Origin of the sequence: Altericroceibacterium endophyticum, from assembly GCF_009827595.1 — a bacterium.
GTDB classification, from domain to species: Bacteria; Pseudomonadota; Alphaproteobacteria; order Sphingomonadales; family Sphingomonadaceae; genus Altericroceibacterium; species Altericroceibacterium endophyticum.
On the sequence record NZ_WTYT01000009.1, the window covers coordinates 1 to 16290 of the forward strand.

Here is a 16290-nt window from a genome sequence, read left to right on the forward strand (position 1 = left end):
GAATGATTGTCCGCTTATGCACGGGACTGAGCGACATGTGAATGGCAGCCTTTAAGGCACGGGCCACAGCAACGCGCCCTGTAGAGTTATATTTTGCTTTCCATGGCACTTGTATGATTTTGCCATGATTGACTGAGATTGGGCAGATTGCAGACGGTCTGGTGACAGTCGATAAAATGCGAAAGCTGACATCGAAAGAGCGACAGACCGTGGCCTGTTGGAAAAGACGAAGAATTCAATCGAGTGGTAGGTCATCAGCTACAGTTGCCCTACATTCGCTGATAAATGGGGCGCGCCTCAGTGGTTCTGAAAATTAAAGTGTTTTTGGCCGATACAGACTCGTCTGCTACTTAGGTGACCGACAGTGCGTCATAACCAGCACAGCACCAAGAGGCGCACAGCAAGCGCCTTTGCATGAGGCATATACAACTGCTGGCCAGCTGCGGAAAGCCCAGTGGATGCCTCAAAATCATCCGGCCATGAAAGTCAGGTCCAGCCGAACTTGCAAATTCAATCATTTTCGATATTAAGCGATCATAATCACTGAAGGGTAAGCCCAAAAGTGAGTCGGTCAGGGAGAGGAATTTGTGGTTGAAGGCTATGCTGTCTGCATCGATGTGGGCAAGACACTCAGCAAGGTAACCCTGTGGTCCCGCGAGGGAACCCTGTTGGACCGACAAGTGCGCCCCAACGCCGCAGCCAGCATAGAGGGCTTATGCCGTCTGGATGCCGCTGGTATCGGAGCGTGGCTGATGGATGCCCTGGCCAGATATGCATCGCAGCCGGTGGAATTTATCGTTCCCGTGGCGCATGGAGCTGCGGCCGCAGTCATTGAAGATGGCGCGCTCGCCTTCCCGCCGATCGATTACGAACAGGCACAGCCAGAGGATATATACGCAGCATATCGAGCTGAACGCCCCACTTTCGCCGAAACTGGCTCCCCATGCCTCCCAAATGGCTTGAACCTCGGGGCACAGCTCAATTGGCTCGAAAACCTCTATCCGCAGGCCATGGAGGGCGGAACCATCGTTCCTTGGCCGCAATATTGGGCCTGGTTTCTCTCCGGCCGCTGCGTCAGCGAAGTTACCAGCCTGGGGTGTCATTCGGATCTCTGGTCACCTCTGACCGGCCAGTTTTCCTCGCTGGCCCGGCTGAAGGGCTGGGACCAGCGCTTCGCCCCACTGGTGGAGGCTGGCGAAATTGTCGGTCAGCTGCGCGCGGACATAGCTGCCAAGACAGGCCTGCCGAAGACGACGAAGATCCTTGCCGGGCTGCATGACTCAAATGCGGCATTGATGGCAGCCCGCGGATTTCCGCAAATCTCCGGCAGGGAAGCCACCGTCTTGTCGACCGGAACATGGTTCATTGCCATGCGCATGGCCCGCGAACGCATTGAAATGGAGCGGCTTCCGGAAGCAAGAGACTGCCTTATCAATGTCGATGCCTACTCGGCCCCCGTCCCTTCTGCGCGGTTCATGGGTGGCCGTGAGATCAAGACACTCATCGGAGAGGCCACCGGACGCATCGACGACAAGGCTATCCAATCAGCGCTCATTGCGGCCGTTCCACAAGTCCTTGGCGAACAAGCGATGGTGCTTCCCACATGTGCGCCCGGCTGCGGCCCTTTTCCGCATGGACAAAGCGAATGGCTGAACCCTCCTGCCGACCGTAACGCCCGGCTCGCGGCGGTCTGTCTCTATGCTGCTCTGGTAACCGATGCTTCGTTGCGGCTAATCGGATCGACCGATTGTCTCATTGTCGAGGGGAGGTTTGCCGACTCCGAAGTATTCGTCCGCGTGCTCGCGTCATTGCGGCCTGATCTGCAAGTCTTCGTCGCCGATGCTGAAACCGACGTCTCGTTTGGGGCCCTTCGCTTGATCGACCCCGAATTGGAGCCAGAGGCCGCGCTGCGACCTGTCGAGCCGCTGGATCATGATCTCTCGGCCTATGCCGAAAAATGGCACAGTCATGTCGAGGCATTCGCGTGATTGCCGCTTCAGTCTCCGATTACCGCGAACTTGCGAGGCGACGTCTGCCGCCCTTCCTGTTCGAGTATATTGACGGCGGGGCTTTTGCCGAAGTCACGCTGAAACGGAACATCGCAGATCTGGAAGCTGTCACCTTGCGACAGCGGGTCCTGCGTGACGTTTCCTCCATCGACCTTTCAACCGAACTCTTCGGCCAGCACCTTGCCCTTCCCCTCGGGCTGGCACCGATCGGACTGGCTGGCATGAATGCCCGAAGAGGCGAATGCCAGGCGGTCCGGGCCTCCGAGAAGGCGGGAGTCCCCTTCACCCTTTCCACCGTTTCTGCTTGTTCGATCGAGGAAGTGGCGGCTGCGGCCACCCGGCCGTTCTGGTTCCAGCTCTACATTATTCGCGATCGCGATTTCATGCGGGACATGATGGAACGCGCACGTCTGGCCGGATGCAATACGCTCGTCTTCACAGTCGACATGCCCGTGCCTGGCACCCGCTACCGTGACTACCATTCCGGCCTTGCGGGCAGCCCCGGCCTGTGGGGTGCCATCCGGCGTACATTGCAGGGCGCAATGCATCCCGGCTGGGCGTGGGATGTGGGCGTGTGCGGTCGCCCGCATTCGCTGGGCAATGTCGCGCCCGTGTTGAAGGGCAAGTCCGGGATCGAGGATTTCTTTGCCTGGATGCGCGACAATTTCGACCCGTCCATCTCGTGGAACGACCTCGACTTCATCCGATCCGAATGGGACGGCCCGCTGATCATCAAGGGCATTATGGATCCGGACGACGCCCGCGAAGCTGTCAAGCTGGGTGCCGACGGGATTGTCGTTTCAAACCATGGCGGCAGGCAACTCGATGGCGCGCCATCCACCGCGCGCGCCCTTCCCGCTATCGCCGATGCGGTCGGCAACGATCTCACCGTTCTGGCCGATGGCGGCATTCGCTCCGGGCTGGACGTTGTCCGGATGCTCGCTCTTGGCGCACAGGGCGTTCTATTGGGACGCGCCTGGGTCCAGGCGCTGGGAGCGCGGGGTGAGGCGGGAATTGATCATGTATTGCAGCTGATCGCCGCCGAAATGCGGGTAGCGATGGCACTGTGCGGAGCGCGCAATATCACGCAGCTGAACCGCGAAATATTAACCGATCTGGAGAGAGTGTGATCATGGGCGCGAACCCGCTGCTGGGCGTATTTTTCCATTGGATCGGCGGCCTTGCGGCAGCAAGCTTCTATGTTCCCTACAAGCGCATACGCATGTGGTCATGGGAAGTTTTCTGGCTCGTCGGCGGAATCATGTCCTGGGTGATCGCGCCATGGGTGTTCGCTGCAATCAATACCCAGGACTTGTTCGGCGTACTCGCCGCAACGCCGGGCGACACACTGTTCTGGTGCTATTTCTGGGGTGCGATGTGGGGCTTTGGCGGACTGACTTTCGGTCTCACGCTGCGATATCTCGGCATTTCGCTGGGAATGGCGGTCGCGCTGGGCCTCACCACGGTAATCGGGACGCTCGGCCCTCCCATATATGACGGTACGCTGGGTGAAACCGCTTCGACAACGAGTGGGCAGCTCACTCTGGTCGGCATCGTGATGACCCTGCTGGGCATAGCGGTCGTGGCAAAGGCGGGAGCGGCGAAGGAACGCGACATGGGCGGCGCGCGCCAAATCGGCGTGGCGGAATTCAATCTGAAACGCGGCCTCCTGATCGCGGTCTTTTCGGGCGTCATGTCAGGCTGCATGGCATGGGGCCTGGATGCTGGTCAGCCTATTCGCGAGCTCACACTGGCGGCGGGGACCGGAGAACTCTCACAGGGTCTGCCGGTCCTGTGCGTCGTGCTGCTGGGCGGCTTCACGACAAATGCGATTTGGTGCGCCATGCTGATCGGCAAGAACAGGTCGTTAGGACAGCTCGTCGGTAACGATGCGGCAGCGCCTGCGCCCGGTGCCGAGGTGACCGGAGGCCGCATGCCGCTTGCCATGAATTATCTTCTGGCCTGCACTGGTGGCGCAATCTGGTACTTTCAGTTCTTCTTCTACACGATGGGCGAAAGTCAGATGGGCCGATATGGATTTTCCTCTTGGACCCTGCACATGGCCAGCATCATCCTGTTCTCGACGCTGTGGGGTTTTGCCTTGAAGGAGTGGAAGCAGGCGAGTGGAAAGACCCGCGCGACTGTTTGGCTTGGTATCGCACTGCTTGTCGGATCAACCGTCGTCATCGGGCTGGGGAATATGCTTGACGGTAGTCTAGCATCGCATTGAAGCATAGATTTTTGAGCGCCTGGTCGGCATAGACGGAGCCACAAACGCAATGAGGCCAACCCCACGATGCATGCCGCCGAACGTGAAAAGCTGATCATTACCGCCCTCCAGAGCACTGGGTTCGTGAGCTATCGCGACCTGGAGGCCCGGATAGAGGCTTCTCCCGCTACGATAAGACGCGATCTGGCGAAGCTTGATGCGCGAGGTGAGATCGTGCGTGTGCGCGGCGGCGCGAAAATGCCCGAAGATGATGACTCGGGCGAGCCATCGCGCCTTACGGGCACACCTTTCGCTGATGCTCTCACGATCAATACCGTGGCGAAGGCCGCAATCGGAGAGGCCGCCGCGAAGCTGTGCAAGCCTGGTGACGGCCTGATGATCGACGGTGGCACCACTACCTTTCAGATGTGCCCTTTCCTGGAGGGCTTGCGGTTGCAGGTCCTCACGAACTCACTCCCCATCGTGGAGGCTTTGCTGAAGCAGGACGGCACACGCGTCCTGGTGCCTTCCGGCACGGTCTTTCGAGAGCAGAACATCATTCTGGCTCCTGCCGGGGAGGAGAGCATGCCGCGCTTCCACGCACCGCGCCTGCTCATGGGAGCGGGCGCGATAAGCGTGCACGGAGTTCTGCAGGCGGACGCAATTCACGTCGCCTCGCAGCGCCGTTTTCTCGAGAGGGCCGAAGAAGTCGTAGTGCTCGCCGACAGCAGCAAATTCGCCAAGTGCTCGGGAACAATCGTATGCAGCCTGGACGATGTCGATGTCATCCTGACCGATGACGGGATCGATGACGACATGGCAGCATCCATCCGTGCTGCCGGTGTCGACCTCCGCATCGTCTGAGCACAGCCTCACATACAGAAAACCGGTCGAAAGCATGAGGGGCATTCCCCATGCTTCCGACCGGCTCGGCTATTCAAAGACGCTTACCGCGTTTTGACTACATCTTAATGCTCGCCGTTACGAAGAACGCACGCGGTTCGCTAAGGATCACGTTGAACGGCTGATCCGGATCTGCTACAACGGCTTCCGGCGTCAGGCTCTGGCGGTCGAGAGCGCCGAGCAGCGTTCCTGCAGGGGCAAAGCTGGAAACACCTGCCGAGTTGAACAGGTTGTTGATGTTCGCACCCAGCGTGAAGTTCTCGGATATATTGAAGTTCGCACCAACATCGACCGTATGATAACCGGGGAAATAGAACGCGTTGTACCGGTTAGCCGCGCGCTTCCCGAGATACCGCCAGGTAGCGAAGGCGTTGAAGCGGTCTCCCGGAGAGTAGCGAAGTGTGCTCGACGTCATGATACGGGGCGTGTTGTCCGCATCGCCATCGGGAACGGTCGAGATCGTGTCGTCGCTCTCGCCAGGCGAGTTGAACACATAGACCGCGAAGTCCTTCGATTGCGCATCCTGCAGCGTGACAGCCGAATAAAGGTTCAGATCCCGGGTGATATCCCAGTTCGCTTCCAATTCGATACCCAGTGTCTCCGTGCTCGAGAAAAGAACGGGGGGCACGTAGGTCGAACCGTCTTCCCGCGTTCCGATTTGCTGCGTGCCGACATTGCTGAGCTTGCTGTAGAACGGAATGGCAGAGAGACGCAGGTCCGCCAGTTTGAGGCGCAGGCCGGCCTCAAGCTGCTGGATTTTTTGCGGCAGCGGCACCAGATTGTTGAGCTCATTGAGGGTGTCATAAGTTGTGAAGAAGCCGAAATCGGGCGCCTTCTTGCCTTGTGAATAACGGACATAGACCGAAGCATCGTAAGACAGTTCATAGGTCGCCGCCCCCGAGAAGGAGACGTAATCGAGATCAAAATCATAGTCGAACGGCGTGTTGTAGGTAACGGCGAAATTATCGAACAGCGTATCGGGGTCGCCATCCAGGCCGCCATAATCGGGATCGCCCGATTGCGGGTTTGGAACCTGAACATCGTTCGAACCGGAATAGTCAATTCGTTCGTACCGGGCTGCGCCTTCGAGGATAAGTCCCGGCGTCAGCTCGAAGCTGGCACCGCCGAAGATCGAAAACTGAGTCTGCTCTCCGCGGAAGGGTGTGCCGGCAGCACGCTGCCCGATGCCCGCGAAGCCGGCCGGACTGGTCACCTGCTTGATCTGCCCGTCCGGCGTTTCGAGCTGGATATCGAGCAACTGCGGCTGATCCTCCAGCGTGCCGAGCCCTATTCCGGCCCCGCCGCCATATTGATCGATATCGGCATGCGCGAAGAAGCCACCCAATGTTATGCTTCCGCGGTCGAACTCCTTGCTGACCGTCAGCTGGTCCATGATTTCGGTGGTTTCCGGATGGAAGTTGAAAGCCACCTCGGTCAGCACGCGGTTCGGGAGACCCGCCTGATTGGGCAGGTTATTAGCGGTTACGGTACGTGTGCCTCCGTTCTTCACCACTTCTGCGAGCAGAGCTCCCGTATTGGAGTTACGATAGGAATAAGTCCCATCGAGGCTGGTGTTGAGAAAGACGTTGGTCAGGAAATCGTCCAGCTGGACAGGGAAAACCAGCGCCGAACTGTTCCAGTCCGACTTGTTGTTCACGAACCGGGCGTTATTGCGAACAGTCCAGCCATCACCGAAACGCTGCTCCCAGTCGAGGTTGAAAGCGAGCGATTTCGAGTGCGCACCCTGGCGGCCGTTCCAATCCTGCTCGGGAGCCCCGACATTGGTCACGAATTTATGCGGTGCCTTTGGTATGAGAAAGGAATCGTACCTGTCGAAGCCCTCGACAAGTTTGGGATCGTCAAAATTGCGGGCTGGAAGAAACTCATTCCACGTGTTGTGGTCATCGAGGTATTTGGCCGACGCTTTCACCGAACCGTCACCGTAATCCCAGACGAGATTGCCCTTGATCTGCCCACCGCGATTGGCAGGATATCCGGGATCCGCCCTTCCCTCGTTCTGCCGGTAGAAACCGGAAACCGAGTAGAACAGATCGCTCTCGCCAATCTGGCCACCGGCATAGGCGTCGGCACGATAATAAGGGTTGCGCCCGTTTCCTTCGAGACCAAAGCGTGCGCGCGCTTCGATGCCGGGATGCGTTTTGCCATTCTTGGAAATGTAGTTGAAAATCCCGCCCGGGGCGTTCGGCCCTGTGACCACTGCGGTACCGCCACGCAACGCTTCTACAGAGGCGAGACTGATGTCGGAACGATAGAAGAAGTCGGGCCCGAAATTGTTGAAGGTGACGTTCGAGATGGGCATCCCGTCTTCCTGCAGGGAGACATAATAATAGCCTGCCGCCGCGTCGGTCGAATTGGCGGAGATGCCGCGCGAGTAGACCACATTCCTGACTTCGCCGAGCGAGGAGTTCACGTAGACGCCTGGCACATTCTTGAGGATTTCAGCCGCACTGACTGGCACCGATTCCTCGATGATTTTATTGTCGATCGTCGTCACGGCGACGGAGTCGGGGGACTGAGGCGTAAGCACGCCAGTAACGACGATGACGTCGCTTTCTTCTTTTACCGCATCGGCCGATTGCGCAGTCGCGGCGGTAGCCGGAAGGACGAGCGCCGCGAACGCGACACCTGCAAATAGATTCCGGCTGTACTGACGTGAACTCATCATACTCTCCCTATTTATTCCTCCTCGGCAGCGGATTCCCGCTCGCCGGCCCGAGGGAATCACCCTCGAGATTTACCGCATTGAGCGTAAATGACTTAAATTGATTGTTCAATGGCATATTTTGATTGAATATGCTTGCAGTCGCATTTTTGCTCAGGATCGCAATCGGATGTCGCCCTTGCCCGACCTGCAGCGCCGGATTGAACAACACGCCGACAGCGACTTTATCGAAGCAGGCGCACGGGACCGATGAGACCGGATTCTCGTAACGGCGCATCGGCCGTGTAAATCTGCGTGGCTGCAAAGGCGACAGGCTCCGCTCCGGGCTGTTGATCTCCAATCAGGCGGTTCACCCAAAGATTCGCGACCCTGACTTCAAGCTCGTTGCTTCCCTGATGCACTAAGTGACCAATCTCTACGCGATCGGGCGCAAACCAGCTCGTCCCGGCCTTTTTGCCGTTCACGTAAACCTCGGCAACTTCCCCGACTGTGCCTAAGTCTATCCAGAGCGGGCCGCCCTGTTGCTCATCCGAAGAAAGGCTGAACTGCGTGTTGTAGGTGGCAATGCCGGAGAAGTACTTCACGTCGTCGCGCCCATTCTCGTTCAGCGGCGCGAGCCGGGCGAGTTCGATTTGGGCTGGTGCCCCCCGCCCTTCCTCGAACCGGACTGACCATGGCCCGTCAATCCTTAAAACCTCCGCGGGATCGTGGGAAGCAACCTCCTGTTCGGCCTGCCGCGTGTCCTCACGGAACACCACAAACTTCGCGTCCTCCGGGCCCAGATCCAGCGATGCAATGGTTCTTCCACCTTCAGTCCGGTAAGAGAGCGCGCGCGTCTCGCCGGTGATGGCATCCCATAGCTCAGGAACCTTGCCCGTAATCCGGAAAGCAGCGGTCACCGGCTCGGCGCGGTTCAAGCGATTGTTGATGAAATAGATGTCGGCATCCGCACTGCTACGATGAACATAGAGAATCTCGCGATCGGCGCGCCCCTCAAGAATCTCGAAATCGGGCGTAAGACCGTGATCGTTTTCGAGAAAGCGTTCCGCATCCTCGCGCTCGACGACATTGGGGTAGCTCCAGACTTCATCCACAATCCGAGCAAACTCTTCTTCATCGTCTGCCAGTGAAGGGGAGGTTCGAGGACGCTGGCCTATGATGGTGACGCCCGCTTCTGCGAGGTCCCTGAGGCGTTCGAGGGTACGGCTGGTCAATGCGCGCTGTCCGCGGCCCAGCCACAGGACCTGCCACGATGCCCCGCCTTCGGAGACGAGCTTGCCGTCTTGTGACGAGATCGCTTCGGATAACATGCGGGGATTGACGAAATCATACGCAAAACGCGTGGGCAGGCCTGGCGGCGGCCCTTCATAGAACCGCGCTGACAGCGGTGCATCATCGCCGGTGAACAAGGCAATGTCTGCCACATTCCGCCCCTGCTGCAACATATACGCGCTGCGTGCGATGTAGTCGATCCAGGGACCGGCCATATCCGCCCATGTCTCATTGCGGTTGAACGTCTGCCCGAAACTGAGAAGCGATAGGCCGGGCTTGTGATCCTCCACCGGCACGTGAACCGAAGTGTGTATCACCGGCAGGTTCACGCCCTGCGCAAACTCCATATCGACAATCCGCTTGAGATCACGAGGGGCGAAGTCCCACAGCGCTGCGGCTGAAGTCATGCTCTCTGCGGCGACGCGGGGCTTGCCATAGACATGCGCGAGCGATGCAGCGCCCTTCATATCCCCCAGCGATGACCAGCGAGGATTGTCACCTCTCCACCAGGTCCACAGGGCGGCCATTGGGATATCCGCAAAGCGGCGCATATCGAGGTCATCACCGATCATCGGCCGGCCTAGTTCCAAAGCCTCACCATAGACTTTGAGGCCGTTGTCATGCGCGACGTCGGCGATCGTGCCATAGTGATTTTCGGCCAGCATCTCGGCCATGGTCATGCGAAAATCGTAAAGGAAGCGCTCGGTCTTTGCAGGAGAGCCAATTATCACACCCGCGAGCGCCGGCAGCCATGGCCGCAGCGAGTAGCCGCGCCGGCGGGAGAATTCTTCCTCCATCGCAGGCGTCCAATTTGTCGAACCGACTTCGATGGAGTCGGTCAGCAGCGCCTCGAGTCCGGCTTGACCGAACAGGTCGTCCCCCACAGCATCGCGATACATATCGAGATAGGTCTGGAGATAGCGCCGAACCGCCCCGGTATCATACTTGTCGACTTCAAGACCCGTTGCTTCCGGCGTTGCCGGATGATTGGTCTTGCCTGTCAAAGACCAGCCAAACCGATAGACGACCCAGTCAATCCCGGAGGGTGGCGTCCAGTGAAGGCGGCCATTCTCATCGACCCGATCGGTAAGGTCGATGATCTGCGAGGCGGCTGCGCCCACCGGTTGCTCTGCATCCGACATCACGGAAAGGAAATCGGGCACCGTCCCGAACCCCGCTTTTTCGCGGGCATGGTCAAGGCGCGAGGCCGCCGAAAAGGACACTTCGGCCAAGGGAAAGCTTTGAAGATCACCGAGTGCGAAAACATCTCCGCCACGCGTACCCGGCGCGCCGGCGCTGCCGCCGGTATCGGGCACATCGCTATTCGTAGCGAACCTTATGCGGAAACGCCGCGCGGTAACAGCGTCGAACCCCATCACCGTGGGCGTGCCTGACAAGGGCAGCGGGGTTTGCTCACGCCACTCCCCGTCGATGAAAGCATCGAGAGTGCCTTCAAGCGGAAAAGCGCGAAACGGGCGCGCAAGGCCCGGCACGAAGAGCTCGATCGAGCGGACCGTCACGGGCTGCGGGTATGCGACCGTGACTGTAGCCGACTGATCATCCTCGAGCGGAATGGAAGCGGCAGTCGCGAAACTTCCATCGGTCAGCGCTGCTCCGTCAATGGGCTGCCCGACATTATCCGTAAACCGCGGCGAGCTTTCAATCGCGGGCGATGCTGGAACGGCGATAGTGGCAATCGCGCCGGTCGCCTTCGGAATTTGCCTAACTTCACCAGATGAAAGTGCCGCCATGTCGTCCTGAAGAGGAACGTCGAGATAGGGGCCGGTTTCGGACGGGGGCGGTGCGAGTGAGCCCGAATATTCAACGCCGCCGGTGAGACGCGTTGTCGACCATACGAGCTTCTTCATGCCGTCCTCGGGCGCGACCCAAGGCCCACCCGTCGCACTCCAGCCCGGCGACGATGCAATGGCCATTTCCAGATCGTGCTTATTCGCCTCGCTCGCCGCGAAGCGAAAGGCTTTCTGCCATTGCGGCGTCATGTAAACGAGCCGCTCGTCCACAATTTGCGGGGTCCGCAGGTTGGCGTCGAATATCTGTACGCCGCCAAGGCCGATGTCCTGCATCCATGCGAGGTCGGCAGCAATACCCTCGGTCGTCACATTGCCGTTCATCCAGTGCCACCAGGTGCGCGGCCTCGCGCGCTGCGGTGGGTCGCGGAAACCGGCCATGAGCGGATCGCTGGGCACGGCCTGGGTCGCGGTGACGGCAGAGCCACCTTCCGCGCCCATGGTCGAACAAGCAGCCAGAAGCGGCGCCAAGGCGGCGCCGATCAGTGCAACGCTTGATCTCATCACTTATTTCCTCTCCGCGACCGGGCGATCGGCAGGCGGTTGCGCCCTAGACGATACCCGCGCCCAGTTCGACCGGTTTGCGCTCTTGCGCCTTGCGGTCACGATAGCGGCTTTCGCGATAAGCACCGAGCCAGTCAATCGCGCCGCCCTGTTCCTGTCGTGCCTTGGCCAGGATCGGTCCGACATCCGTCTCATAGGCTTTTCGCAGAGTGCGGAAGGCGAGCATGACATCGTTGCTTTCCTGCGCCTCGTGCAAGGCAGCCCGGTCGACAAGACTGGCGCGCGCATAGCATCCGGCAATCGCTTCGGCGGAGGAGAGCATGGACTCGATCGGGTCGGTCACATTGTGCGACTGGTCGATCATGTAGGCCGGATCAAAGCCGGCGCGCGGATTGTTTTCAGCCTCTACCAGTTCATTGAATACGAGAAACAGCTGGTGCGGATCGATGCTCCCGCTATCCAGATCGTCATCGCCATATTTGCTGTCATTGAAGTGGAAGCCGCCTAGCTTGCCGGCATGGTGGAGGCGGGCAACGATCTGTTCAATGTTCACATTGGGCGCATGGTGGCCCAGATCGATCAGGCAACGGCACCGCTCGCCCAGTTCCTGCGCGGCGATCAGCGAGCTGCCCCAGTCCGAAATAACGCTGGAATAGAAGGCCGGCTCGAACATCTTGTGTTCAAGCAGCATCGTCCAGTCGTCCGGCAAAGCACTATAGACCTGTGCGGCGGATTCCAGATAGCGATCGAGGCTTCGGCCGAGGTCCTGCTGGCCCGGGAAATTTGTGCCGTCGCCGACCCAGACAGTCAGCGCGCGCGAGCCGAGCTTGCGGCCAATCTCGATACATTCGACATTGTGCTCGATCGCTTGCTGGCGGGTGGCCTGGGAGGTGCTGGACAGGGATCCGGTCTCGTAGCTGTGGGCTTGACCAGGTTGATCCTGGAACGTGTTGGAATTAACCGCGTCGAAGCTCAGACCAAGGCCAGCAGCCTCTTCCGCCAGCCCTGCGTAATCGTCGACCTTGTCCCACGGAAAGTGGGGGCTGACCCGCGGAGTAGAACGGCCAAGCTGCTGAATAACAGCACAATCCTCCAGCTTTTCGTGGATATTGGTGGGTTCACCTCCCATCGCGAACTTGGCGAAGCGCGTCCCGCCGCGACCGGTCCCCCAACTGGGAACGGCGACCGACCACTCCTTCACACGGTCCTTGATGGCATCGATCGCGATCCCCGATCGTTCAAGCTTGCGGCCCAGGCTATCGTAGTCGTCCTGCAGGGCCTCGCCACGCGCGGCATTGTGCTGCGCAACAAGGTCGCCCGAGATTGGCAGATTAGTCATTTTCTCTCTCCCAAGAGTTCTTGTCAGCGCGGGAATGCCTGTGCGTTCCCGGCATCCACATTAAGCATGTTACCGGTCGATTTGGCAGACGCTTCACTGGCGAACCAGAACACGGCCTCGGCGACATCCTCGGGCAACACGTCACGGCCGAGCATGGACCGTTTGCGATAGTGATCTTCCAGCTGTTGACCGGAATCGATCCCGTGAGCGCCAGCGCGTTCGCGCCGCCAGTCACCGTCCCAGATGCGGCTGCCTTTGATAACCGCATCGGGGTTAACGATGTTCACACGGACCCCGTGCCCGGCCCCTTCCAGCGCAAGGCATCGCGCGAGGTGGTTGGCGGCAGCCTTCGCGCTCGCATATGCGCTTGCATTCTTCGCGGCAGCAACTGCGTTCTTCGAGCCGACAAAGACGATGCTTGCCCCGCCTTGCGCCGCCATGCGGCACAAAAGAGGCCAAGCTGCCCGAACTGTCAGGAAGTAGCCTTTCGCAAGCACCTCGTAATTGCGGTTCCAGAGATCAATGCTGGTTTCCTCGATCGGCGCGGATGATGCTATTCCAGCGTTTGCCACCAGCAGATCGATCCCGCCGAACTGGCGAGCGCAGGCGCCAATCGCTGCGGCAACTTGCACTTCATCGGTCACATTGCACGCTACCGAACTGACGACATCCTTACCGAACTTTGCAGCAAGTTCGCGTTCCATGGACTGCACCGCATCGCCATCCAGATCCGCAAGCATCACACACGCACCTTCCTGGAGGAGGCGCCTTGCCGAGGCAGAACCGATACCCCCGGCACCGCCCGTCACAAGCGCGATCTTGCCGACCATTTCACGCGGCGCCGGCATACGCTGCAGCTTGGCTTCCTCAAGCAGCCAGTATTCGATGTCGAATGCTTCCTGCTCATCGAGCGCGATATATTCACCGATCGCTTCCGCGCCGCGCATCACATTGATGGCATTAAGATAGAATTCACCGGCAATCCGTGCAGTCGCCTTATCCTTCGCGAAGGTGAAACGTCCCACCCCGGGAACGAGTACGACCACCGGGTTCGCATCGCGCATGGCCGGCGAATTGGATCTTTTGCACCGCTCATAATAGGCGGCGTACATCTCGCGATAATCGCTAAGCCGCCCGGAGAGATAATCGTCATCGGAAAGACGTGACGGATCGAGCGTCAACGGCGCGATCTTGGTTCGCAGGAAGTGATCCGGACAAGATGTCCCCAGCGCGGCCAGCCGCTCAAAATCGACCGAGCCGACAAATTCGAGCGTGGCATCGTCATCCGAAAAATGACCGATCTTGCGCCGTTCGCCATCCATCAGGCCACGCAGCCTGGGCATGAGGTCGGCTGCGATGGCAGCCCGATCATCGGCGGGAGAAACCCGCTGCCCGCCAAATGTTTCCCCCTGCGCCGAGCGCTTGTTGAGATATTCGGCAGCCTCCGCAATCAGCTGGATTGTCTGCTCATAGCATTCCTGCGCGGTGTCGGCCCAGCAGATGATGCCGTGACCGGCCAACATGGCGCCGCGTGCTTGTGGGTTCGCCTTGGCAAAATCGCGTATCCACACGCCAAGGGTAAAGCCGGGCCGCTTCCAGGGAAGCCATCCGATCGTGTCTCCCCACAATTCCCGCGTGACCGCCTCACCTTCGGAACTCGCTGCGAGAGCGATTATCGCATCGGGATGGACATGGTCGATATGCTTGTACGGGAGGAGCGAATGTAGCGGCGTGTCGATCGAGGCGGCACGGCCATTAAGGTTGAACGTGCAATGGGGAAGAAAGCCGACCATCTTGTCATCGTCCTGCTCCCCGGAATAGTGGCTTTCCAGAGCAAGTAGCTTATCTTCGTACAGCGTGGCGAAACCGTCGAGCCCCATCGAGCCGATATCCCCGCCAGAGCCCTTGACCCAGAGAACTTCCACTTCCTCGCCGGTAAGCGGATCCGTCTCCATGATCTTGGCCGAAGTGTTACCCCCGCCAAAATTTGTCACTGTCAGGTCCGATCCAAGCAGGTTGGAACGATAGAGCAGCAGCTCCGCCTCGGTCTTACCTGCTGCTTCCCCCTCGCTCCACCGGCTAACCGGCACGGCAAACGAACTGGCCTTTAAGGCCGATTTTGTCTGAGTCGTCATAAGTCAGGAGCAATAACGCCCTCGACTATCATTAGCAATCAGTTTCAATCCTTTTCGATCATTCCCAGCGCCTTCATGCTGCTACGATAGAGCAACCAGGAAATCAGGCCGATGACGATGAACAGTTCGTTGCGCCGCCGATCCCCTGAAGCTGCCCGAAGGTTAGGAACTGGCGTCGAGCAATCCATTCGCGCAGCAGGCAGCGATGCCGTTTCACGATCTCTTCGTCGAAGAGGGGGTACGTGGTAGACTTTAAAAGACCGAGATTGGGGCGTTAGCTGAACGGGCGATTTTAATCAGAAAATCGGCAAAGCTGCCATGTCGGCTTTCAGAGATGCACGAGAAACGATGGTACGGCAGAAATGTCGTGGGAAGTTGCCAGTCCTGATTAGGGAACAGGACTGGCAAAAGCGGACATTGACGCACCTTGGCTATTGCAGCGGCTTGATAGCAGCCTGCCAGTGACGATAGAGGGCCGAAATGTCGCCGTCGGTGAGAAGTGGCATAGCTGCTTTCAATTCGTCGTCGCTCCAATCCCACCAACGGAGTTCCAGGAGACGCGCAATGTCCGCGTCGACGAACCGCATTCGGAGCGTCTTTGATGGATTTCCACCGACAATGGCGTAAGGCTCAACATCCTTTGCAACCAAGGCCCGGGTGCCGATTACTGCCCCGTGCCCGATCTTGACACCGGGCATGACGATCGCCTCGGTCCCGATCCAGACATCGTTACCAATTACCGTATCTCCGGCAGGTTCGAAACCATTTCGCGCATCTTCGAATACGTCGATCTCAGGCATCCAATAAAAAGGGAAGGTGCTGATCCAGTCGCTACGATGACCCTGGTTCCCAGCCATGATGAAGGCTGCACCCGAACCGATCGAACAAAAGGAGCCGATCACGAGTTTGTCGACGCCCTCTTCGGGCAGGAGGAAGCGAGCGCACTCATCGAACCCGTGGCCGTGATAATAGCCGGAATAATAGCTATACCGCCCGACCCGAATGTTAGGATTGGTGACGAGGCGATCGAGCGTGATGCCTTTGTAAGGGCTCTCGAAGACATTTCTCATAATGAAAACCGATCATTTGCAAGCCGCACATGCGACAGGGGTTCACCCGAATATGCTCGGGTGAAGTTCAGCGAGCGATCAGATGGATCGCCGCCGCCCGCTTACAGCGTCAGGGACGAGTAAGCGCGATGCAGGTGGTTCGGTCTGCGGACTTCATCTTCTCCGAGTAGCCTAACCAAGCTCTTGTTGGCAATCTGGCTCAACTGCCTTGAGGCAATTCGGTTCGCGCGCGAAATGTCAGCAATGTTGCCGTGAGCGGAATTGCGGCTTTTCTGCGTAATCTGGTCAATCCCGGACCGACCGCAATCGGCCCAGTTTTAACCCTCTCGAGAAAGGCGAAATCACCCTTCGCGATGAT

General features: G+C 58.9%; 9 protein-coding genes. 4 read left to right on the plus strand and 5 right to left on the minus strand.

The genetic code is table 11. The features are described from left to right. Positions 1-587 precede the first annotated feature (587 nt). From GRI91_RS15690 to GRI91_RS15705, 4 genes are all read left to right on the plus strand, one after another. Positions 588-1988 (plus strand): carbohydrate kinase, encoded by a 1401-nt coding sequence (locus tag GRI91_RS15690; RefSeq protein ID WP_160737658.1) that lies wholly within the window; start codon positions 588-590, stop codon positions 1986-1988. Further along, positions 1985-3139, plus strand: a complete 1155-nt coding sequence (lldD, locus tag GRI91_RS15695; protein WP_160737659.1) for an FMN-dependent L-lactate dehydrogenase LldD — start codon at positions 1985-1987, stop codon at positions 3137-3139. The genes GRI91_RS15690 and lldD overlap by 4 nt, the downstream gene beginning before the upstream one ends. A 2-nt stretch (positions 3140-3141) precedes the next feature. Next, entirely contained in the window at positions 3142-4239 is a 1098-nt protein-coding gene (gene rhaT / locus GRI91_RS15700; protein WP_160737660.1) for an L-rhamnose/proton symporter RhaT, read from the plus strand. A gap of 66 nt (positions 4240-4305) precedes the next feature. Continuing rightward, positions 4306-5082 carry a DeoR/GlpR family DNA-binding transcription regulator gene (locus GRI91_RS15705; protein ID WP_160737661.1) on the plus strand — a complete coding sequence of 259 codons (777 nt, stop codon included), beginning with the start codon at positions 4306-4308 and terminating at the stop codon, positions 5080-5082. Positions 5083-5179: 97 nt separating this feature from the next. On the opposite strand, the gene GRI91_RS15710 is transcribed toward GRI91_RS15705, so the two are convergent. From GRI91_RS15710 to catB, 5 genes are all read right to left on the minus strand, one after another. After that, positions 5180-7804: a TonB-dependent receptor gene (locus GRI91_RS15710; RefSeq protein WP_160737662.1), complete on the minus strand. Its 2625-nt coding sequence runs from the start codon at positions 7802-7804 to the stop codon at positions 5180-5182. A gap of 224 nt (positions 7805-8028) precedes the next feature. Then, positions 8029-11388 carry a glycosyl hydrolase gene (locus tag GRI91_RS15715; protein ID WP_237437974.1) on the minus strand — a complete coding sequence of 1120 codons (3360 nt, stop codon included), beginning with the start codon at positions 11386-11388 and terminating at the stop codon, positions 8029-8031. A 46-nt stretch (positions 11389-11434) separates the two neighbouring features. Next, positions 11435-12727 (minus strand): sugar isomerase, encoded by a 1293-nt coding sequence (locus GRI91_RS15720; RefSeq protein WP_160737663.1) that lies wholly within the window; start codon positions 12725-12727, stop codon positions 11435-11437. A gap of 23 nt (positions 12728-12750) precedes the next feature. Continuing rightward, on the minus strand, positions 12751-14862 hold the full coding sequence (locus tag GRI91_RS15725; RefSeq protein WP_160737664.1) for a bifunctional rhamnulose-1-phosphate aldolase/short-chain dehydrogenase: 2112 nt from the start codon (positions 14860-14862) through the stop codon (positions 12751-12753). A gap of 431 nt (positions 14863-15293) precedes the next feature. Further along, entirely contained in the window at positions 15294-15932 is a 639-nt protein-coding gene (gene catB, locus GRI91_RS15730) for a type B chloramphenicol O-acetyltransferase (RefSeq protein WP_160737665.1), read from the minus strand. Positions 15933-16290 lie beyond the last annotated feature (358 nt).

Coding starts and splice junctions, on each gene's coding strand:
- catB (WP_160737665.1), bottom strand. CDS start 15,932: ATGAGAAATGTCTTCGAGAGCCCTTACAAAGGCATCACGCTCGATCGC.
- GRI91_RS15725 (WP_160737664.1), bottom strand. CDS start 14,862: ATGACGACTCAGACAAAATCGGCCTTAAAGGCCAGTTCGTTTGCCGTG.
- GRI91_RS15720 (WP_160737663.1), bottom strand. CDS start 12,727: ATGACTAATCTGCCAATCTCGGGCGACCTTGTTGCGCAGCACAATGCC.
- GRI91_RS15710 (WP_160737662.1), bottom strand. CDS start 7,804: ATGAGTTCACGTCAGTACAGCCGGAATCTATTTGCAGGTGTCGCGTTC.
- GRI91_RS15705 (WP_160737661.1), top strand. CDS start 4,306: ATGCATGCCGCCGAACGTGAAAAGCTGATCATTACCGCCCTCCAGAGC.
- rhaT (WP_160737660.1), top strand. CDS start 3,142: ATGGGCGCGAACCCGCTGCTGGGCGTATTTTTCCATTGGATCGGCGGC.
- GRI91_RS15715 (WP_237437974.1), bottom strand. CDS start 11,388: ATGAGATCAAGCGTTGCACTGATCGGCGCCGCCTTGGCGCCGCTTCTG.